Annotated in this window: 20 protein-coding genes; 3 read left to right on the top strand and 17 right to left on the bottom strand. The window is 53.6% G+C overall.

Annotated features, from left to right (window positions below):
- A partial coding sequence (locus OR1_RS05110; RefSeq protein ID WP_041970461.1) for an MBG domain-containing protein occupies positions 1–2,329 on the bottom strand: 2,329 nt, incomplete at its 3' end.
- A 324-nt stretch (positions 2,330–2,653) separates the two neighbouring features.
- On the opposite strand from OR1_RS05110, the gene OR1_RS05115 reads away from it, so the two are divergent.
- Positions 2,654–3,259: a hypoxanthine-guanine phosphoribosyltransferase gene (locus OR1_RS05115; RefSeq protein WP_041970463.1), complete on the top strand. Its 606-nt coding sequence runs from the start codon at positions 2,654–2,656 to the stop codon at positions 3,257–3,259.
- A 106-nt stretch (positions 3,260–3,365) separates the two neighbouring features.
- Here OR1_RS05115 and ahcY read toward each other — a convergent pair whose 3' ends face one another.
- From ahcY to OR1_RS05130, 3 genes are all read right to left on the bottom strand, one after another.
- On the bottom strand, positions 3,366–4,760 hold the full coding sequence (gene ahcY / locus OR1_RS05120; RefSeq protein WP_041970464.1) for an adenosylhomocysteinase: 1,395 nt from the start codon (positions 4,758–4,760) through the stop codon (positions 3,366–3,368).
- Positions 4,761–4,907: 147 nt separating this feature from the next.
- Positions 4,908–6,875 carry a methyl-accepting chemotaxis protein gene (locus tag OR1_RS05125; RefSeq protein ID WP_052440269.1) on the bottom strand — a complete coding sequence of 656 codons (1,968 nt, stop codon included), beginning with the start codon at positions 6,873–6,875 and terminating at the stop codon, positions 4,908–4,910.
- Between the two features lie 147 nt (positions 6,876–7,022).
- Positions 7,023–8,111 carry a nitronate monooxygenase family protein gene (locus tag OR1_RS05130; protein ID WP_152609815.1) on the bottom strand — a complete coding sequence of 363 codons (1,089 nt, stop codon included), beginning with the start codon at positions 8,109–8,111 and terminating at the stop codon, positions 7,023–7,025.
- 124 nt (positions 8,112–8,235) lie between these two features.
- Here OR1_RS05130 and OR1_RS05135 point away from each other — a divergent pair, with 124 nt between their 5' ends.
- Together OR1_RS05135 and OR1_RS05140 are read left to right on the top strand one after the other, a co-directional pair.
- On the top strand, positions 8,236–9,174 hold the full coding sequence (locus OR1_RS05135; protein ID WP_041970466.1) for a sensor histidine kinase KdpD: 939 nt from the start codon (positions 8,236–8,238) through the stop codon (positions 9,172–9,174).
- Positions 9,175–9,189: 15 nt separating this feature from the next.
- Positions 9,190–9,891, top strand: coding sequence for a response regulator transcription factor (locus OR1_RS05140; protein WP_041970467.1), 702 nt, complete (start codon positions 9,190–9,192; stop codon positions 9,889–9,891).
- A gap of 82 nt (positions 9,892–9,973) precedes the next feature.
- Here the strand turns inward: OR1_RS05140 and metK are convergent, their stop codons facing one another.
- The 13 genes from metK to lptC all read right to left on the bottom strand — a co-directional run bounded on the left by metK (position 9,974) and on the right by lptC (position 20,685).
- Positions 9,974–11,146 carry a methionine adenosyltransferase gene (metK, locus tag OR1_RS05145; RefSeq protein WP_041970468.1) on the bottom strand — a complete coding sequence of 391 codons (1,173 nt, stop codon included), beginning with the start codon at positions 11,144–11,146 and terminating at the stop codon, positions 9,974–9,976.
- A 140-nt stretch (positions 11,147–11,286) separates the two neighbouring features.
- Positions 11,287–11,793 carry a PolC-type DNA polymerase III gene (locus OR1_RS05150; protein ID WP_041970470.1) on the bottom strand — a complete coding sequence of 169 codons (507 nt, stop codon included), beginning with the start codon at positions 11,791–11,793 and terminating at the stop codon, positions 11,287–11,289.
- 28 nt (positions 11,794–11,821) lie between these two features.
- A complete protein-coding gene (gene ptsP, locus OR1_RS05155; protein ID WP_041970471.1) occupies positions 11,822–13,585 on the bottom strand; it encodes a phosphoenolpyruvate--protein phosphotransferase in 1,764 nt (587 codons plus the stop codon).
- On the bottom strand, positions 13,566–13,832 hold the full coding sequence (locus OR1_RS05160; RefSeq protein ID WP_041970473.1) for an HPr family phosphocarrier protein: 267 nt from the start codon (positions 13,830–13,832) through the stop codon (positions 13,566–13,568). The genes ptsP and OR1_RS05160 overlap by 20 nt, the downstream gene beginning before the upstream one ends.
- 169 nt (positions 13,833–14,001) lie before the next feature.
- Positions 14,002–14,394, bottom strand: coding sequence for a PTS sugar transporter subunit IIA (locus OR1_RS05165; RefSeq protein ID WP_041970474.1), 393 nt, complete (start codon positions 14,392–14,394; stop codon positions 14,002–14,004).
- 4 nt (positions 14,395–14,398) lie between these two features.
- Positions 14,399–15,259: an RNase adapter RapZ gene (gene rapZ / locus OR1_RS05170; protein ID WP_041970475.1), complete on the bottom strand. Its 861-nt coding sequence runs from the start codon at positions 15,257–15,259 to the stop codon at positions 14,399–14,401.
- Between the two features lies 1 nt (position 15,260).
- Positions 15,261–16,220: an HPr(Ser) kinase/phosphatase gene (gene hprK / locus OR1_RS05175; protein WP_041970476.1), complete on the bottom strand. Its 960-nt coding sequence runs from the start codon at positions 16,218–16,220 to the stop codon at positions 15,261–15,263.
- On the bottom strand, positions 16,217–16,678 hold the full coding sequence (locus OR1_RS05180) for a PTS sugar transporter subunit IIA (RefSeq protein ID WP_041970478.1): 462 nt from the start codon (positions 16,676–16,678) through the stop codon (positions 16,217–16,219). The genes hprK and OR1_RS05180 overlap by 4 nt, the downstream gene beginning before the upstream one ends.
- Positions 16,679–16,712: 34 nt before the next feature.
- A complete protein-coding gene (gene hpf / locus OR1_RS05185; RefSeq protein ID WP_041970479.1) occupies positions 16,713–17,252 on the bottom strand; it encodes a ribosome hibernation-promoting factor, HPF/YfiA family in 540 nt (179 codons plus the stop codon).
- An 89-nt stretch (positions 17,253–17,341) separates the two neighbouring features.
- Complete coding sequence (rpoN, locus tag OR1_RS05190) at positions 17,342–18,859, bottom strand: RNA polymerase factor sigma-54 (RefSeq protein WP_041970480.1); 1,518 nt, start codon at positions 18,857–18,859, stop codon at positions 17,342–17,344.
- 11 nt (positions 18,860–18,870) lie between these two features.
- Positions 18,871–19,611, bottom strand: coding sequence for an LPS export ABC transporter ATP-binding protein (gene lptB, locus OR1_RS05195; RefSeq protein ID WP_041970481.1), 741 nt, complete (start codon positions 19,609–19,611; stop codon positions 18,871–18,873).
- Positions 19,592–20,107 carry a lipopolysaccharide transport periplasmic protein LptA gene (gene lptA / locus OR1_RS05200; RefSeq protein WP_237754228.1) on the bottom strand — a complete coding sequence of 172 codons (516 nt, stop codon included), beginning with the start codon at positions 20,105–20,107 and terminating at the stop codon, positions 19,592–19,594. The genes lptB and lptA overlap by 20 nt, the downstream gene beginning before the upstream one ends.
- On the bottom strand, positions 20,104–20,685 hold the full coding sequence (gene lptC, locus OR1_RS05205) for an LPS export ABC transporter periplasmic protein LptC (protein WP_052440270.1): 582 nt from the start codon (positions 20,683–20,685) through the stop codon (positions 20,104–20,106). The genes lptA and lptC overlap by 4 nt, the downstream gene beginning before the upstream one ends.
- Positions 20,686–20,822 lie beyond the last annotated feature (137 nt).

Here is a 20,822-nt window from a genome sequence, read left to right on the forward strand (position 1 = left end):
CCGTGCTCTTGGTGAGCACCAAACCAGTAAGGTCTTTCTTATCAACCGTCTGCACCAACGGGTCCGACATGGAGGCCGTATAGTTCGTGCTGCCGCTGTACGTTGCCGTGATATTCGAGCTCCCGGCCGGCAGGGTCGTTGTGGCAAGAACCGCTTTCCCGGTTGTTGTGTTGACAGCCACTGGCGCACCAAAGTTGACACCGCCTACCTTGAACTGAACCGTACCACTGGCTGTCGACGGCGTTACCGTGGCAGTCAGCGTCAAACTCTGACCATAGACCGACGGATTGAGATTTGATGCCACGGCAACGCTTGTCGCTGCCTTGGTTACTGCTAAACTGCCAGCGACCGTCTTAAAGCTGTAATTGGCTGCCCCAATTGTCCCCAGTACGGGGGTGATGGCATAACTCCCCACAGCGCTAGACGCAGTCGCCGCGGTCGTGGTGGTCCCCAAGATCCCAGTGAGAACACTGCTGTCATCTCCATTCACGTAACCGGTGATGGTCGCCGTGAGTGCAGGATTGACCGTCCCGTATACCTTGCTCTTGTTGTCCGCAGTTACTGTCAGTACCGCCTTAGTCACTGCCTGGGTTATCGCTGCAGAAGTCTTGTTCCCAACATTCGCATCGCCGCTGTACACTGCCGTTATGGCATAACTGCCTACCACCTTGACCACAGAAGCACTGGTGGCTACCCCATTCACCAGGTCTACCGGTGCACCTTCATTTGCACCGTTGACCTTGAACTGGATCGTCCCGGTCGCTAACGCCGGCACTACTTTGGCCGTGAAGGTGACGGCACTGCCGTATGCGGCCGATAGCTTGCTGCTCGTGACTGTGACGCCAGACGAATAAGGGAGAATGGTCAGAGTTCCGTTTACCGGGGTAAATGCGTAGTTAACGGACTGGAGCCCTCCGACTGACGGGATGATATCGTAATCACCGGGAGCGCTTGATATTTCAGCTGTCGTGCTCATGGCCGGGGTGCCGGTAATGACCGTAGCGATCTGACCGTTTTTGAAACCGGCATACGTAAAGGTGAGAGCAGGATTCAGCTGTCCGTAAGGCCTGGACTTGTCATCCGCTCTCACGGCTATCAATGCCTTGTTTACGGTCAGAGTTCCAGGGGTAAATTGAAACTGGTACCTGTCCGATACCAATGTGCCAAGAGCTGCATTTATGGTGTAATTTCCGACCAGGCTCGTCGCGGTTGCAACTGTAGTCAGCAGAGGGGCACCAGTCAGGACCGATGCATCCTCCCCGGCTACGAACCCGGTGTATGCGGGGACAAATACCGGATTGGTATCGCCGTATGCCCTGCTGGCAGGTTCGGCGGAAACCGTGAGTGGTGCCTTGTTCACCTTGATTATGACGGTCTTCGATACCGTTTCATAATTAACGCTGTCTGTCGGCGTACAAGTTACCGACAGGTCTTGGGAGCCGACCCCGAGGATAGCGCCCAAAGGTTGCGAATAGATACAGTTTCCCGGAAGAGGCGAATTATCATGGGACAAGGTGGCATTGAGCTGAGCGCCACCCAAGGTGGTGCCGTAGGTGATATCGGCAGGAGTGGCCCAGTTGATCACCGGAACATGCTGGCCGGTAACGTCCCCCTGGCTGACGGCCCCGGTCCTCACCAGATAACTGACCGGAATAGACGAGTCGCCATCTTTGAGCGACACGGTTATGACATTGAAATCGTCTACGCCGACTACATAAAAAACCCCGCTGCCCGACGTGCTCGTGAGTAGAGTTGATGGTTCACCACTCTGTAAGCTTCCATAATAAACACTCGGAGGTGAGCCCTGTTGATTAAGAGTAGCAACCGATATCGTAGCACCACCCAAAGGATTCCCCAATGGGTTCAAGACGCGCCCTCTGATCACCCCATCCAGAAAGCGATTATCCTGCGTAAGTGCAACCCAACCTTGAAGGGCATTCAAGTTAACCATATCCATAGCTATTGTGGCCGCAGCAGTTCCGCTGTCGATCAAAGCGCTGTACGAACTAAGACAACCGGCACAGCTCTCTCCCCCTACCTTGGCAGCAAAACGAATATCTGTAGGAATCCCGGAGACCGAGAAACTCCCTGAAACATCCGTGTTCGTGGTCGTATAATAGATTTCCTGCGGAGCGCTGGGTGTGAGGTCCGGCACCACAACGGAGACAGTTCCACCTTGCAAAGGGGTCAAATTCGGATTATTGATCCTTCCTGACAGCGTTCGCGCCTCGCTAACCGAGGTGACGGCACTGATTATCAGGAACACCGAGCTAAACCAAAATAACTTGCGCAGCCCGGTGATGTACTTCACATATTGAAACCTTCTCATGGTCATCTCCTGTTAAATATGGGGAAAACGCGGAATCAAAAAGATCAGCTGATCAGTAATTGAACAGCTCGTTTCGTTTCTATTAACACTATGCCCCCAAACAAACCATCATCAACTCATTAAATAGGACCAGTAACAGATTAATATCATTGGGCGAACAATTGCCACATAAATCGAGCTGTTAACCTATCGATTTATCGCACAAACATGCTCAAATTAATTAAGCAAAAACAGAACCAAGTTTAATGAAATTATAAAGGTTTTATATTGGAGTCGCCGCCAATTTGGATTATGCTGTCGATCAGTAAAAACTTGGAGTGGGAAATGACAATTGAAGAAGCGAACAAGGTGCTGCAGGATGCCGACCTCCTGGTCGGCGAGCGCGAAGTATCTGCCGCCATCGACAGGATGGCAATAGAGATCACATCTTGCCTGAAAGATGCCCTCCCTTTGGTCATCTGCGTCATGAACGGCGGGCTCATCTTTGCCGGGCAGCTTCTGACCAGGCTGGTCTTCCCGCTTGAGCTTACCTACGTTCATGCCACACGATACGGTGCTGCAACCAGAGGTTCCAGCCTCAACTGGGTGTCTCGACCCGCACAGGACCTGCGCGACCGCACAGTCCTCCTGCTGGACGATATCCTGGACGAGGGGGTGACTCTGGCGGCAATTGCGGAGTGGTGCCGTGAACAGGGGGCAGCCGATGTGATGCTCGCTGTCCTGGTTTATAAACGACACGACCGCAAGGTTTCGCCCGGTTTCCGAGCCGACTTCACTGGCCTTGAAACGGAAGACCGCTTCCTATTCGGTTATGGACTTGATTTCCAAGGGTATTGGCGAAATGCACCGGGGATTTACGCTGTAAGAGGGGTAGAAACTGCCGGACTTCAGGAGAATATCCAGATAGATCACCCATGTTTGCCCGGATGACCTAGCGGTCGAGACAATCACTCTGCACCCGCAGTCCATCATCCGGAAAACGAAAACGGGCGGTATCTTGCGACACCGCCCTCATTAACTTTGGACTCCATGCGGACTAATAGCGGTAATGCTCCGCCTTGTAGGGCCCCTCAACAGGGACTCCGATGTAGTCTGCCTGCTGCGGCGTCAGTGTGGAGAGCTGCACGTTCAGTTTTCGGAGCTGCAGCCGGGCCACCTTCTCGTCCAGATGCTTCGGCAGGGTGTAGACCCCCACCGGGTATCTGCCCGGATTGCAGAAGATCTCGATCTGAGCGATGGTCTGGTTGGCAAAGGAGGAGGACATAACGTAGCTGGGATGTCCGGTTGCGCACCCCAGGTTCACCAGCCTTCCCTTGGCCAGCAGGATGATCCGATTGCCGGAAGGGAGGATAATGTGATCCACCTGGGGCTTGATCTCTTCCCACTGGTACTTCTCTATGCTCGCCACATCAATTTCATTATCAAAGTGGCCGATGTTGCAGACAATGGCCTGATCCTTCATCCTGATCAGGTGCTCATGGGTGATGACATGGAAGTTGCCGGTACAGGTAACGAAGATGTCGGCCTTGTCCGCTGCATACTCCATGGTCACTACCCGGTACCCTTCCATGGCAGCCTGCAGGGCACAGATCGGGTCGATCTCTGTTACCCAGACCTGGGCCGACAGCGCCCGCAGCGCCTGTGCCGACCCTTTGCCCACGTCGCCGTAACCGCAGACCACGGCAACCTTACCAGCCACCATAACATCGGTAGCCCGCTTGATTCCGTCCACCAGCGATTCACGGCAGCCATACAGGTTGTCGAACTTTGATTTGGTCACAGAGTCGTTGACATTGATGGCCGGGAACCGAAGTTCTCCACGCTCATGCATCTGGTAGAGGCGGTGCACGCCGGTGGTGGTCTCCTCAGTCACCCCTTTAATCCGGGCGATGCGCGTAGAATACCAGGTCGGATCGGTTGCAAGCTTTTTCCTGATTGCGGCAAAGAGAATAGTCTCCTCTTCTGAGCCGGGATTGGCTAGCACTGAACTATCTTTTTCCGCCCTGGTGCCCAGATGGAGGAGCAGGGTGGCATCGCCGCCGTCGTCCAGGATCATGTTGGAAAAGCCGCCGTCGGGCCATTCGAAAATCTTGTGAGTATAGTCCCAATAATCGACCAGGGTTTCGCCCTTTACCGCGAAAACTGGCACGCCGGCCTGTGCAATTGCAGCCGCGGCGTGATCCTGGGTAGAGAATATGTTGCACGACGCCCAGCGGACCTCTGCCCCCAAGGCAGTCAGGGTTTCGATGAGTACTGCGGTCTGGATGGTCATGTGCAGCGAGCCGGTGATCCGCGCCCCCTTCAGCGGCTGCGTCGCGGCAAACTCCTCGCGAATGGCCATCAAACCGGGCATCTCGGTCTCGGCGATCCTGATCTCTTTTCTCCCCCACTCTGCCAGTGAGAGACCTGCTATGATGAAATCCTGTGACATTTATCTTCTCCTATGAAAGAAATCTGCAAATTGCAGCTTGAATATGTACTACGAGGCAGCTTTATTTGCAAGTTGTTCGATAAGAGTGAACAAAAAAGGGGAAGTTCCGGAGAACTCCCCCCGTGAAGGGTTAAAGATTGGTGAGAATTACCCCTTATGACCCTCCAGCCGGTCGAGTATGGCGATTAGCTTCAAGGAAGTGTCGGTCATTTCGCCGCAGAGGTCTGAGGCACGCACCCTATCGCCGGAATTATATGCAATCACCGCCTGTTTGCCCAGTTCGTGGACCTTGGCATGGGGAGCATCAATCTCCCTGTAAGCAGGAGAAGACCCGCAGGTCTCCTGCCCCTTTGTCTGGCACCACTTGCCGAATGCACAGGTCAGGTGGGTGGGGAGGGCATTGGGGTCAACCTTCCTGAAACCGTCAAGATGAGCCTTGATCTTTCCGACAAAGAGCATATGTGCGCTCTTGGCCCGATTAAGGACCATGGACAGGTCTTCATCGACCCTGAATTTTGCCAGTATGGCCATAAGTTCCTCGGACAGGGCAAGCAGCTCATTAGACGACCTGGCAGCTTCATGCGATCCGGATGAGGTCTTGCGGGCAATCTCGGTGATATCAAGGATGTTGCCGGATATTTCCGAAGTGGTAGCCGTCTGTTCCTCGGCCGCAGTGGCAATCTGGCTGATCTGAAGGTTTACCGAGTTGATCTGGTCGAGAATCCCCTGGAGGGCTTCACCGGAACGGACGGCGTCAGAAGAGCCTTTTTCAACCTCATGCACCCCCTGCTCCATCGATTCCACCGCACTTTTAGTTTCGCTCTGAATACTTTTTATCATTACGCTTATCTCGTTCGTCGCTTTGGTAGTACGTTCGGCCAAAGCCCTCACCTCGTCGGCAACAACGGCAAAGCCTCGCCCCTGCTCACCGGCTCTGGCCGCTTCAATTGCCGCATTCAGAGCAAGCAGGTTGGTCTGATCAGCAATATCCTGGATAGTCCCGACAATTGCGCCGATTTGGTCCGAACGCGCTCCGAGACTGTCAACGGTCGTAGCGGCATTGCGTACCATTCCGGCAATGCGATTCATCCCGGCAACAGTCTCCTGAACAATCAACGAACCTTCCGCCGCAACCTTTGTGGCAACAGATCCCCCTTCAGCGGCCTGCATACAGTTTTGGGCAATGTCGTTGGAAGTGGCTGACATCTCTTCGCTGGCAGTCGCAACAGTCGCTGCCTGGGCGGCAAGGGCATCGGACTCCTTTGTGATCGCCTCGGCAAGGATATGAACCTTGTTGGAGCTTATGACAACCTTGATACTGTCTTTGATAACATTCCTGACAATATCATGCAGTTTCTCCACAAACTGGTCGATATATCCACCAAGCGCACCGAGTTCGTCCTTCCCTTCATACCCAACCTTTTTCGTGAGATCACCTTCACCCTGCGCCATCTCTTTCACTATGGCAACCATCGCACTCACCGGTATAATGATGGAGCGATAGATGAACCCCGCCATGCCGAACTGTATCAGAATACCGAAAAATCCAATGACAAGAGATTTTGTGATCGTACTCCGTATCAAACTATTCAGATCTTGCTCGATCTGCTTCTCCCTTTTTTTCAATAGCTCCAGCATCTTGAAGGTCGATTCCCGTATTATGGTCACGTGCCTATTCATATCCCTCTCAAGTGCCGCCACTTCGGGAGTTACGGCATTGGAACTCTTGAGCACCGGGACAACTTTGGAATCAAATGTGGCAATTATCTCCTTGACGCTGGTGCGCGTCTCCTGGGCCAAGGCCTTCTCCTCAGCTGACTTTACCGCCTTGTCCATCTCGTCGAGCCGCTTCAGGTTACGCTCCTTGAAATCCGGCCATTCCTTTTCCAGCTTATTAAAATCCCTGGTAATGATTATCTGGGCTGTGCCCCAATAGAAAGAGAGGCCGGATCTTGCCGCCGTCGAAATTGTCAGAGTGTCTTCGGCACACTTGGCAACCTCTTCCTGCAACCCGATAATCCTTCTCAGGTCTGCATAGTTCACGGCAATAATCGTTGCGATGATTAACAGGGAAATAACCGCATTCAGAAGCAACTTCGACTTGATGGTCCCCATAAAGCTCCCCCCTTATGTCAATACACACTAAAACTTTGGTACATTATACCAACAATTTGTATTATTTCCCGTCGGCACAAAAAAAACCGGAGGTATCCCCCCGGCTTCCATGCCCATGCCTCAAACATGCAAATTGATTTTTAAATATCAGGCGGCCACAGCCTCCTCAGCTGCTTCCACTCCGAACAGTTCGTCGAATATCTCCTGAACCGTGGTGATCCGGTCGGCCTTCCAGGCATTGGTGCCGCAGAAGACCAACCCGCTCCCGACATCCCCCTTCTGGGCACGATCCAGGGACTTCACGATGCAAAACCTTTCGCCTGACTCCTTGAAGGAACACTTCTTGAGGCAGCCGTTGTCGCAGACTGTATGCTGGAGCTGGTCATAAATGACGATATCATCCTGGTTCTTAAGGATTGCCCGACCAGGGAGACCGGCAGGACTCATAATCAGCCCGATATCCTCCTGGCGGCAGTCCAGGTATGCCTGCTTGAACTCCGGGGCAGCGTCGCACTCGACAGTCGGCACGAAACGGCTGGCCATCTGAACCCCGTCGGCACCCTGCTCAAGAGCATGCAGCAGATCCGCCCGATCCCACACTCCACCCGCTGCTATCACCGGCACATGTACGCCGTATTCCGCAATAAAGAACTCTTTTACGCCACGAACCGTGGCATACTGGTCATAAGTCCCGTTACCGATGTTTTCCATCTTCTCGCCGAGGTGGCCTCCGGCAGTATCGGGATCCTCGACAACAACGGCATCCGGAAGACGGCTGAACCCCTTGTCCCATTTTTTTGCTATCAGCTGCGCGGCCTTTACCGATGAAACGATCGGAACCAGCGCCACATCAGGGGCATGGGCGGTGAGCCCGGGAAGACTAAGCGGCAAACCGGCGCCACAGATGATCACCTTGGCGCCACCTTCAATGGCAGCCTTTACCAGATCCTCGTAATCGGAAAGCGCCACCATGACGTTCACACCAACAACCCCGTCAGGGGCTATACGGCAGGCCTTCTCGACCTCATCACGCAATGCCTGGAGATCGGCCTTGAGGTAATTATTCCCGTTAAACCGTTCACTGCCAAGGGCAATGCCTGCCGCGGCAACAATTCCGACCCCGCCGCAACGGGCAACATGGCCGGCCAATGATCCACCGGAGATCCGTACCCCCATCCCCCCCTGGATCAACGGATAACGCACCTCATATTTCCCTATCTTCAGCGGCTTCACCATCCCATCCATCCCCCTCTCAGTTCGGTTCCGTATGTTAACAGTACCAGAATGCCGGGGGATGGTATGTAATAGAAATGTAAAAGCTCGGCTTGCGGATTGCCGCCTATGGTGGTACACAGAGACCATGCGCTGGTACAGGAAACTTTTCAGCCCGATTATTACCTTCATCGGCATTCAACTTGTGTGGGTGCTGGTCGTCGTGTTCTGGATTTACTGGTTCGTCGGACGGCACAAAGAGTTCAGGGCCATTGCAGAGCGCTACCGTCCCGATATTGCCATGAGGGGGATGGACTGGATCGTCCTGGTAGAGGGGTTGCTCCTTCTCATCGTGATCCTGGTCGGAGTGTATGTGCTGTTCCTGCTCTGGAGGCGTCAGTCGAATCTCTACACGCAGCAGAAAAGCTATATCTCGCAGGTCACCCATGAGTTGAAGTCTCCTCTTGCCTCCATTCAGCTCCATCTCGAAACGATACGCCTGCGCAACCCTTCGCCGGAAAAATTGGAGCGGTTTCTCGACACCATGCTTGCCGACACCGACAGGCTTCATACCCTCATCAACAATCTTCTCATGGCCGCAAGGCTCGAGGACCGTCGCCGCGCCACATCACTGCACCAGATCAATTTCTCGGAATTCGTCAGCCAGTACCTTGACCGCAAGCGGCCGGCGCTGCCGGAAGGGGGAAGCCTTTCACTTGACATCGAGGAGGATATCCACGTTGCCGTTGACTCGGAGGGGATGGAATCCGTGCTGAGAAACCTGTTCGAGAATGCCCTCCTCTATTCGCCGGTCTCGCCCGAGATCAAGGTAACGCTGAAGCGGACTGCCAGCAGCTGCACTCTGACCTTCCAGGACAACGGCATGGGGATTGAGCCGAAATACCTGAAAAAGATCTTCCGGAAGTTTTTCAGGGTGCGGCTACCGGGAGAGAACATCAGGGGAACCGGTCTGGGGCTGTATATCGTAAAGCAGGTGGTGACCGAGCATGATGGGAAGGTGGAGGCATTCAGCGAAGGGATCGGCAAGGGGTGCAGGTTTGTCATCACCCTGCCGCTGTCCGAGTGAAAGGGGCTCATTCCTATGGCCGATGACAAGCCTCACGTCCTGCTGGTGGAGGACGAGATAAACCTCGCACGCGGGATCTGCTTCAACCTGGAGATGGAAGAGTATCGCGTCAGTCACGTCGAGAGCGGTGAAGAGGCGCTAGAACGGCTGCGGGTGGACCGCTTCTCGCTGGTTATCCTTGATGTGATGCTTCCCGGCATGGATGGCTTTGCGGTCTGCCGCGAGATCCGCAAAACAGACACAAAAGTGCCGGTCCTCATCCTCACAGCCCGTTCCGACGAGGGGGACCGGATTACCGGGCTCGAAAGCGGCGCCGACGACTACCTGACCAAACCGTTCAGTCTCAACGAATTCCTGCTTCGGGTCAAGGGAATGCTCAGGCGTTCCTCCTGGTATCGCCCGGATCCGGTGGAGGAGGCCTACCGCTTCGGGGATAACGAGGTGTTCCTCCTCTCCTACCATGCCCGCACCGCGCAGGGAGAGGTAGACCTGACCGATCTGGAGGTGAGAATGCTCGCACTCTTCTTCCAGAAGGAGGGGGAGGCAGTACCGAGAAAAGAGCTGTTGGAGCGAGTCTGGGGGTATGCTACCGACGCCGAGACCAGGACACTTGACAATTTCATCGTCCGGCTCCGGAAATACTTCGAGCCAGACCCGGCAAACCCGGTCTATTTCCAGACCGTAAGAGGTGTGGGGTACCGGTTCTCGCGGCGCTAGGGGAGAAGGATAAATTCAGCAAAAAAGGCCGGAGGATTGCTCCCCCGGCCATTGTGTTTGTTGCGGGTTACGATAAAGGCTTTCAGATACCCGCTTTTTCTTTGATGATCGCCGCTTTGTCGGTCCGCTCCCAGGTGAATTCCGGCAGTTCACGGCCAAAGTGCCCGTATGCCGCGGTCTTTTTGTAGATCGGCCGGAGCAGGTCGAGCTGATGGATGATGGCCCGCGGCCTCATGTCGAACACTTCGCGGACGATTTCGGCAATCCTCTTGGATGGGATCTTGCCGGTACCGGCGGTATCAACCAGAACCGAAACCGGTTCCGCCACGCCAATGGCATAGGAAACCTGCACTTCACACTTATCGCACACCCCGGAAGCCACCAGGTTCTTCGCCACATAGCGCCCCATGTAGGCTGCCGAGCGATCGACCTTGGAGGGATCCTTGCCAGAGAAGGCGCCGCCGCCGTGAGCCCCGTGACCGCCGTAGCTGTCAACAATGATCTTGCGCCCGGTCAGGCCGCAATCTCCCATCGGACCACCAATGACAAAGCGTCCGGTCGGGTTGATCAGGTAACGGGTCTTGTCGTTGATCATATTTGCAGGAATGACCCTTTTCACGACCTCTTCGATAATCCCCTCTTTGATGGTGTCATGGGTTACGTCAGGGGTATGCTGGGAAGAGATGACCACGGTATCGACATACGCCGGTTTACCGTTGATGTACTGGATGGAAACCTGGGATTTTGAATCAGGCCGGAGAAAATTGAGTAGCCCCGACTTGCGGACGTCGGCGAGCTTCTTCACCAGCTGGTGCGAAAACTGGATGGTCATCGGCATCAGCTCTTTGGTCTCGGTACAGGCATAACCGAACATCAGCCCCTGGTCACCGGCGCCCTGCTCTTTATACAGCCCCTCACCCTCGGTCACACCCTGAGAAATGTCCGGGGACTGCTTGTCTATTGAGGTGAGAACCGCACAGGTCTCCCAATCGAACCCCATGGCCGAATCGTTGTAGCCGATCTCCCTGATGGTCTCGCGCACGATCTTCGGATAATCGACTATGGCGTTGGTGGTAATCTCGCCGGCAATGACCGCCATCCCGGTTGTGACCATGGTCTCGCAGGCAACCCTTGATGTGGGGTCCTGAGCGAGAATTGCATCGAGAATAGCATCAGAGATCTGGTCCGCAACCTTGTCCGGATGCCCCTCTGATACCGACTCGGATGTAAAGATGAAATCGTCCATCTCCTGCATGGTGTGCTCCTCCTTGATATCTGTTGACCCGCAATATTCTGAAAAGACTGTAATTTATAGCTTTCATCCATAAGGAAGTCAAGTGGGAAAACTCCATAGCCATGCCAACACTAACAGCTCCATCTCCCTCAGTAACGACTCTATGTTGCCAGTGCCAACCAGACCTGCGCAGTGATCCTGGCGTCGTCAAGGGCGCGGTGGAGGCGGCAATCGGCGGGTATGTCGCCCAGAAGATGGCGGGCAACGGTTTCGAGCCTGTGGTTGGGGAGATGTGGCAGGCGTTTACGGGCCAGGCGCACGGTGCAGTGCCAAGTATTGGGGAGGAACAGTCCGATAAGAGAGAGTTCATGGCGGACGAAACCGCTGTCGAATGGGGCGTTGTGGGCAACCATGGGAGAGTCTGCAAAGAATTCGATAAAAGATGGCCATACATCTTCAGGGGCTGGTTTGCCGCGCAGCATGGCGGCCGAGATGCCGTGCACCCTCTGGGCACCCCAATGGATCGGGGTTTCGGTGTTGACGAGGGAGGTAAGTTCGGCAACGATTTCTCCCCCCTCTACGGCAACGGCACCAATCTCGATCACCCGGCCACCGTTTTTCGTCGACATGCCGGTTGTCTCGACATCCACTATGACATGACGTTTCATAAGGGGTTGACCGGCAGATGGTCCCGGCTCAATCAAAGCTGCCGGCATAGCGGGCCGTGATCTCGGACTTGAGGAAGCCGTCGATCTCTTCGGCAGTGCGAAAGGTGAGCGCCTTTGTAACCAGCTGTTCCGCTTCTGCCAGAGAGCAGCGGCGCAGGATCTCCTTGACCCTGGGGATCGAGATGGAGTTCATGGAGAGTTCGTCAAAGCCGAGACCAAGGAGGATGGGTAGATATTGGGACTCTCCAGCCATCTCTCCGCACATGCAGGCGTCTATTCCGGCTGCATGCGCAGCATCGACGACCATCTTCAGTGAACGGAGCACCGCAGGATGCAACGGTTCGTAAAGGTTGGCAAGATGTTCGTTGGTGCGGTCGATTGCCAGGGAATACTGAATCAGGTCGTTTGTGCCAACGCTGAAGAAATCGACCTCCTGGGCGAGGAGATCGGCAATTATTACCGCAGAGGGGATCTCGATCATAATGCCGATCTCGATATTCCGGTCGTACGGCACCCCCTCTGATTGGAGTTCCAGCTTTGCTTCTTCAAGCAGTTTCTTTACTGCCCGGATCTCGACAACACCCGAGATCATCGGAAAGAAAATCCTGACCTTCCCAAGGGCGCTGGCACGCAGTATGGCCCTGAGTTGCGGTTTGAACGTCTCGGGTTTTCGCAGCGAAAGCCGGATAGCGCGCAGCCCCAGAGCCGGGTTTAGTTCGTCGTCCAGGTTGAGATCCGGGACGAATTTGTCGCCACCGACATCCAAGGTGCGTATAGTGACCGGCTTTGGCGCCATTTCCCTTACTATTGCCGCATAGTGCGCAAACTGCTCTTCTTCTCCGGGAAGTTCTTCCCGGTTGAAAAAGAGCATTTCAGTACGGTAAAGGCCGATCCCCTCACCACCGTGCTCCTTGAGGGATGGGATCTCTTCGATGAACTCAACATTCCCCTTGAGACTGATCCTATAGCCGTCCGAGGTAACTGCCGGGAGGTCACGCAGTTTGGCAAGCTCCCGATCGATGTATTCATAATGCTGTTTACGTTTGAGGTATTCGCGGAACGTTTCTTCGTCCGGGTTGATGATCACAATGCCGGCAGAACCGTCAATGATCATGATCTCCCCATCATTCGCTTCCGAGGTGATCCGTTCCAGGCCAACTACGGCCGGAATCTCCAGCGACCGGGCAAGAATAGCCGAATGAGAGGTCTTGCCCCCCAGGTCCGTAACAAATCCGATGATCTTTTGCCGGTCTATCTGGAGAATGTCAGCAGGCGAGAGGTCATGCGCAACTACAAGAGAGAGGGAGTGAACATTGTTGAGTGATTCGTGCTGCTTTCCCACCAGTTTCCGCAGAACCCGTTCCCCGACGATTTCGATGTCACCGACCCGCTCGCGAAGGTAATCATCCTCTATGGCGGCGAAAAAATCGCGAAACTTCAGGATTGTCCTTTTGAGTGCCCATTCAGCATTAATAGCATCGGACTCTATCAGAGCGAGCGCCTCGCGCTTGAACATACTGTCCTGAAGCATCATCAGGTGGGTATCGATAACGTACAGGTGCTCCGGCCCATGTTCTTCGGCAAGTTGTTCCCTGACCGCTACAAATTCATCCTTGGCCTGCTCCAGGGCTTCGATAAGGCGCAGGACTTCTCCCGGCACTTCGCTAGCCGACAGATACTCCTCATGAATGGCGACGCGGCTGCGATCGGTGATTTTAACCTGTCCGATCGCTATACCGGGTGAAGCGCCGACACCCTGAATTTGTCGTTTGCTATTCTTCGCCAAACCCATTTCTGATCAGTTCCCCCAGTGCCGCCATGGCCTCTGCCTCGTCGCCCCCTTCGACCCTCAGCCTTATGGTGCTCCCCTTGGCAGCTGCCAGCATCATGATCCCCATGATGCTTTTGCCGTTAACCTCTACATCCTCCCGGGCCACTTTTACCTCGGAGGCAAAAGGCATGGCCGTTTTCACAAAAAGGGCCGAAGCGCGCGCATGAAGTCCGAGTTTGTTTACTATGGTGAATTCCTGTTCGAGCATATATCGCAAATAGTTCCCTTATTGGTTTAATTATCGACAACGCCTGAAACTGATAAGCATGAAAAGTTTCCAAGCGGAGCGTCCTGGCAAAGACGCGCAATCAAGTAACACGAGCACACTGCGCTTTGGAGCGAGCGGCAGTGCAGGCCGGACAGCAACAATCATTCAACTAGCGGAGGTAGTCTCCGGCAACTGAAATGCTCTCCCGACCGCACCCTTTTAACTGTGCAGCAAGTTCGGAGATGCCGCATCTATTGCGATCGCTGAAAAATTTGATCAGCATAGGTAGATTTACGCCGGTCAGAACTTCGACCCGGTTTTCTTCGAGAAACGAGAGGCTCATGTTTGAAGGAGTACCGCCAAACATGTCCGTCATCAGGAGCACCTCAGGAGTGTTGACGTTTACCATCGCTTTTTCTATGGCAGCGCGGATTTCTTCCACCGGGTCGCCGGGATTGATGCCAACAGCTTCAGCCTTCTCGATCGGACCAACGATCATCTCTGCAGCGGCAAGCAATTCCCGTGCAAGTCCTGCGTGGGTCACAATAACAACTCCAATCATCTGATCATCCCTTTTCTATATCGCGGTGCGAAACCTTAAGCTCCACGTTCTTGTCGGTAAAATACCCTGCCAACTCTTCAGCTATGACCACTGACCTGTGCCGACCGCCGGTACATCCAACTGACAGGGTCAGGTGTGTTTTCCCTTCCCGCTGATATCCGGGGAGAAGGAGATCCAGGAGGCCACGGTACCGAACCAGGAACTCCCGGGTAATCGCCTGTTCGAGAACAAACCCCTTGACCTTTCGGTCCTGGCCGCTGAATTTTTTCAATGCCTCGACGAAATATGGGTTTGGCAGAAACCGGACATCTATAACCAGGTCGGAATCGAGCGGAATCCCGTACCTGAACCCGAACGATTGAATATGGACGGCAAGACGTTTTGCCGTGCCCTCCTCCCCGCGAATATAGGCGAGTACGGTCTCCTTCAACTGATGAACATTCATTTCCGAAGTATCGAAAACCCTTGTGGCGATCCGGTGCAGACCGGCCAGTGACTCCCTCTCGAATCGAATGGCATCCGGCACCGATGCCCCGGGCAAAGCCGGATGACGCCGCCGCGTCTCGGAAAAGCGCCTGATTAGAACTTCGTCGGTAGTGTCGAAGAAAAGAATGTCGAGGTTGTGGCCAAGATTTCTAAGCCCAAGAAGGATCTCTTCCCACCCCTTGAGGAAATCCCTCCCCCTAATATCCATTACCAGAGCAACATCGCGTACCTGGTCCTTGGAGCGCTCGACCAACTCGATGAAGGTCGGAATCAATGTTACCGGAAGGTTATCGATGCAAAAAAAACCTTCGTCTTCAAGGGCCTTTACTGCCGTGGATTTTCCCGAGCCCGACAGCCCGGTTATTACGACGATCCTCATGTCACTCCACCTCGGCACCAATGGGGCGTATTTCCATCCTGGCCATGAGCTTCTCATGAAACTCCTTGGCCGAATGATAACCCATCCCTTTGAGGAGATAGTTTCGGGCCGCAACCTCGATAATCGAAGTCAGGTTCCGCCCAGGCCGTACAGGGATTATAAGGTGCGGAAGATCGATCCCGAGGATCGTATGGACTTGTTCGTCAATGCCGAGGCGATCGTACTCCTGCTGGGGATTCCATTCGACAAGTTCCAGGACCATGTCAATTATCTTCTTCTCTCTGATGGAAGAAACACCGAAAAGATCCTTGATATTAATGATTCCAAGCCCCCGGATCTCCATATGATACTGAATAGTCTCCGCAGTCTGCCCCACCAGGGCTGCCGGCATCTTTTTCTTTATGAATACAACATCGTCCGCAACCAGGCGGTGTCCCCTTATGACCAGGTCCAGTGCGCACTCGCTTTTACCGATGCCGCTCTTGCCGAGCAACAGAACCCCCACTCCCAGTACATCAACCAGCACCCCATGAATATGGGTAGTCGGGAGAAGACGTTCTTCCAGAAATTTGGTTATGAGTGAGATAAATGTGGATGATTGCAGGGAGGTGACCAGAAGGGGAATCCCTGATTTTTCCGTTACCCGCCTGAGCATGGGGGGTGGATCAAGACCCTTGGTGACGATAAAGCAGGAGATCGGAAAAGAGCAGAGTTTTCTGAGGCTTGTTTCCGCTTGCTGCTCCGGGATCTGGAGCATGTAGGATATTTCGGTATTGCCGAGCACCTGCAGACGGTCGGGGTGGAGATGCTCGGTATAACCGGTCAACGCCAGCCCCGGCTTCTGAATCCGGGAGCTGTACAGACGGTGCGCCAGCCCCTGTTCGCCGGAATACAGCCTAAGGTCCAGCCCATACTCGTCATCTTTGAGAAGATCTTCGATTGAAAGGCTGATAGCGGTCATCTGATGCTCTCCTGCCCCCTCACAATATCAACTATCTCTTCTGCAGTCGTAGCATCCAGGAGCCGGTTCCGCAAGTCCGCTCCTTTCAGAACACGTGAGATGCGCGACAGCAGTTTAAGATGCGTCCCCGCAGCGCCTTCAGGGGTGATCAGCAGGAAAAAAAGCCTGACCGGTTTGTCGTCGACCGCTCTGAAATCTATCCCGGAATCGCTCCGACCAAACAGAATCACCGGCGCATCAAGCGCCGGTGATTTGCAGTGCGGAATTGCTATTCCGTCTCCGATCCCGGTACTCCCCAGTCTCTCTCTTTCATACAGCAACTGAAGAATTTCTTTGCCTGAAGGCAGGGAACATCTTTCCGCCACCTTGGCGGCAAATTCTGACAGCACGCCGTCCTTGGACGAAGCTGACAGATTCAGGATCACGTCTTCTGTGTCAAACCGGAATAAATCCTTCATGTTCAAGGTCGCTAAGGATAAAGTCGGAACTTTATCACTTGGCGGTTTCTATAAGGCCAAAATTGCCGTCGCGCCGACGATAAATTACATTAATGCTATCGGAACCAGCATCAGTAAATACAAGGAAATCCTTGTGGAGGAGATCCATCTGCATGACCGCCTCGTCAACGGACATCGGTTTGATGGAAACAGTTTTGGTCTTGATTACAACCGGCTCCTTGCTCTGTTCAATATCTTCTGCGGCGATGATCTTTTTCTGAACCTGACGCTCCGGAGCCTCGGCAGGCTTGTGACCCTTAAGCCGCTCCTTGTACCGCCTCAATTGACGCTCGATTTTGTCAATAACGGCATCGATCGCAGCATACATGTCGTTGGTGGCTTCCGATGCCTTGGTGCTGACACCCTTGGCATTGATGGAGATTTCAACGATATGGCGGATTTTTTCCACAGTCAGGTAGACCTGTGCCACTACAGGTTCATCAATATATTTCCTGATCCTTTCAAGTTTTTCCTCGGCGTAGCTTTTCAGGGCGTCACTCGGTTCCATGTGCCTGAACGTAGTAGAAATTTGCATGGTTACTCCTCCTGTGTCGGTGTTCATATGATAACGGCACGTTTCGCGGCTTGCTCCCCGCAATCGTTTGGTGCCAGGTGCTGCTAGGATCAGAAAAGCCTTTTACGCTCCGATGATGAGCCGATGCGGAGCATCTCACGGTATTTGGTGACGGTGCGGCGGGCAATGTTAATCTGGTTCGCCGACAATAGCTCGGCAAGCTTTTGGTCGCTGTAAGGTTTTCTGGGATCTTCGTTCTCCAGGATCTCCTTGATCTTGTTCTTAACGCTTTCCGAGGCGATAAAATCGCCATCTGAAGTGGAAATCCCGCTGTTGAAAAAATACTTCAACTCAAACAGGCCTTGCGGGGTCTGCATGTACTTGTTGGTCGTAACCCGGCTGATTGTGGACTCGTGCATGCCGATATCTTCGGCAACGTCCCGCAAAACCAGAGGTTTGAGATACTCAATCCCTTTGTCGAAGAACTCCCGCTGAAATTTCACGATGCTCTTCGAAGTCTTGTAAATCGTTCTTTGCCGCTGGTGAATGCTCTTGATGAGCCACATGGCCGATCTCATCTTGTCATTCAGGTATTCGTCAACCTTTGCGCCGCCGTTATCCTTTTCAGACTTTTCAGACTTTTCAGACTTTTCAGACTTTTCAGACTTTTCAGACTTTTCAGACTTCTCCGTTTTTGGCTCCGGGGCGTAAAGAGGATTGATCCTCAGGTTGGGAAGACCTTCCTCGTTCAGTGTTACCACATACTCCTCGCCGACTTTATAAACAAATATATCGGGGGAGATATACTGGATATCTTCCTGGCCATAGATGCGGCCTGGTTTAGGATCCAGAGAAGCAATGAGCCGGGCGGACAGAAGGATGTCGTTCACGTCGCAGCCGAGCGCTTTTGCAATAGGTTTATATTTTCTCTGTTCGAGATCTTTCAGGTGGTGAAGAAGTATCCCTTCAACAATCGTTCCACACATGTTGAGGCTGCGAACCTGCAGGAGCAGACACTCCCTGAGGTCCCTGGCGCCGACTCCGGCAGGATCGAAATCCTGAATCCGCCCAATCACCGCCTCAACTTCCTGTTCCTCAGCCTGGCAAACCAGGGCGATGTCAGACGCAGTCGTTCGCAGGTATCCGTCTTCATCGATGTTCCCGATGATCTCTGCGCCAATCGTCCTCTCCCGGTCAGTGAACCGGTTCAGATTCAACTGCCATACCAGGTGGTCAAAGAGGGTCCCCTTCTTTGTGAGGATATTCTCGTAAGAAGGACGTTCATCATCATCGTCGTAATACTGTTCCCCAGCGCTGTAGTTGTAACCCTCAAGATAGGATTCCCAATCAAGATCGGTGCGGGTCTCCTCACCGGCTGCCACCTCTTTGAAATCCCCGGTGTCGGCGGGTGGCAGCTCCTCCTTCTCCTGCAACTCGAACTGGTCAACGTCGCGAATCTCTTCCTGCTCCAGCGATTCGTCAAGGACAGGGTTTTCTTCAAGCTCCTGCCGAACTACATCCTGAAGCTCGATTCTGGATAGCTGAAGAAGCTTGATGGCCTGCTGCAGCTGGGGGGTCATCACCAACTGCTGGACCATCTTCATCTGTTGACGCATCTCAATAGCCATGAAACCTCATTTTACAACCTGAAAGAGTCGCCGAGATAAATCTCTCTTGCTTTTTTGCTTTCCGCTATCTGCCGAGGATCGCCATACTCGAGAACTTCGCCCGAGTTAACAATGTAGGCGGCGTCACAGACACCCAGAGTTTCCCTGACATTATGATCCGAGATCAGGATTCCGATCCCTCTGCGGCTGAGTCCGCCGATAATCCCCTGGATATCGGCAACCGCAATCGGATCGATTCCGGCAAACGGCTCATCCAGCAGTATGAAAGACGGATTAGTGGCCAGTGCCCTTGCGATCTCGACTCTCCGCCGCTCCCCGCCTGACAGGGCAAAACCGGGGCTTGACGCAACATGCTCGATACCCAGGTCATTCAGCAGTTCTTCAGCCCGCTCTCGGCGGCTGGTTCGCGGGATATCCATCATCTCCAGTACTGCCAGGAGGTTCTGCCTGACCGTCATCTTGCGGAAGACCGAAGGTTCCTGGGGGAGATAGCTTATCCCCCTCCTGGCCCTTTTGTGCATCGGCAAATTCGTCAAGTCATCATTGTCAAGAAGTACATTCCCGCTGTCAGGCCGACAGAGCCCGACAACCATGTAAAAGGTGGTGGTCTTGCCGGCGCCGTTTGGACCAAGAAGCCCTATTACCCGGCCGGAGGAGACCTCCAGGTCCACCCCCCTAACCACTTCCCTTCCTCCGTAACTCTTCCGGAGACCTTGGGCTTTCAGACAATGGTCAGGGTTTGCTGCCGACATTAATCCCTGTACCTTTGGGGCTTATCACCGCTTCCACCCTTTGGCCGGCGCCACCGGTTACCACGCTTTTCTGCTCATTGAGATAGAACGTGATCACTTTCCCGGTAATGGTATCATTTCCCTGGCTGACCCTTGGATTTTCCTCAAGGATGATAGTACCCGCCTGATTGTCAAATAGCGCCCGGCCGGCAAGGCCTTGGCGGTTACCCTGAACAATTCTGACATTCCCAACCGCTTCGACTTTGGCGATGTCCCGCTCTTTTGCCCCGTAATGAACCCTCAACAGATCGCAGTAAATTGTCACATCCCCCTGGCGCGCTACGACCGAACCACTGAAAACAGCAACCTTGCCGTTACCATCAGATGAAAGCTCATTCGACTTGATCTGTATCGGTTGATCGCTTCTTACCCCTGGTGGTACCGGTGTACTTAACACTGAAGGAACGATAACAACGGTCAAGAGTAATGAGGCAAGCAAGGCCGAAAAATATCTCACGGTAGCTTACCAGCTTTATATGTGGCAGTCACATCGCGCATTACCTTGAAAGCGGAAGTTGCCACAATGTACTCCATTCCTTTTCCTTCTAACATAAGTTCATCATCTGTAAACCTGACAGGATCAGATGTAGTCACAACTCCCCGTTTACCGACAAAATGCACCGAACTGGCGGCAAACTCCATGCCTCTGCTGCTTTTTGCCTTCACCCCTCCGGCCAGATAAACGTCCTTTGTTCCGGTGTGGTAAGTCGCAGTGGGAGAGTTCAGCACCAGTTCCCCCAGAGACTTGTCCACAGGAGCCACCGATAGCCTGACATCGGCGAGTTTGACCCGGGAACTCTTGGTGTCATATTCCGCCTTTTCCGCAATAAGCGTCCACCTCGAACTGCCGTTTGAGATTTCATGGACGCGCATTCCACGTAAAGTCAGATCTGCCTGCCGCTCTCCATCGGAGATCGCCCGAGATGATGATTGGCCATGAGAAGAAAACTTATTCATGGATACAACCATAAGCCAGGCAATTGCAGCAACAATTGCCAATGCCAGAAGCAGCCTGATTTTACCAGCGGTCAGCATAATTCGCCCAAAGTATAACATCGGTCAAAGGGTGTGTAAAGTCCATTATGGCAGGAAAAGTTGACTTTGGCATAAAGATTGAACAAGAGACTTCCTAACCGTGTAATTAGCCATGCTTATGTCTGTTACCCCCCGAT

Origin of the sequence: Geobacter sp. OR-1 (assembly GCF_000813145.1) — a bacterium.
GTDB lineage: Bacteria > Desulfobacterota > Desulfuromonadia > Geobacterales > DSM-12255 > Geoanaerobacter.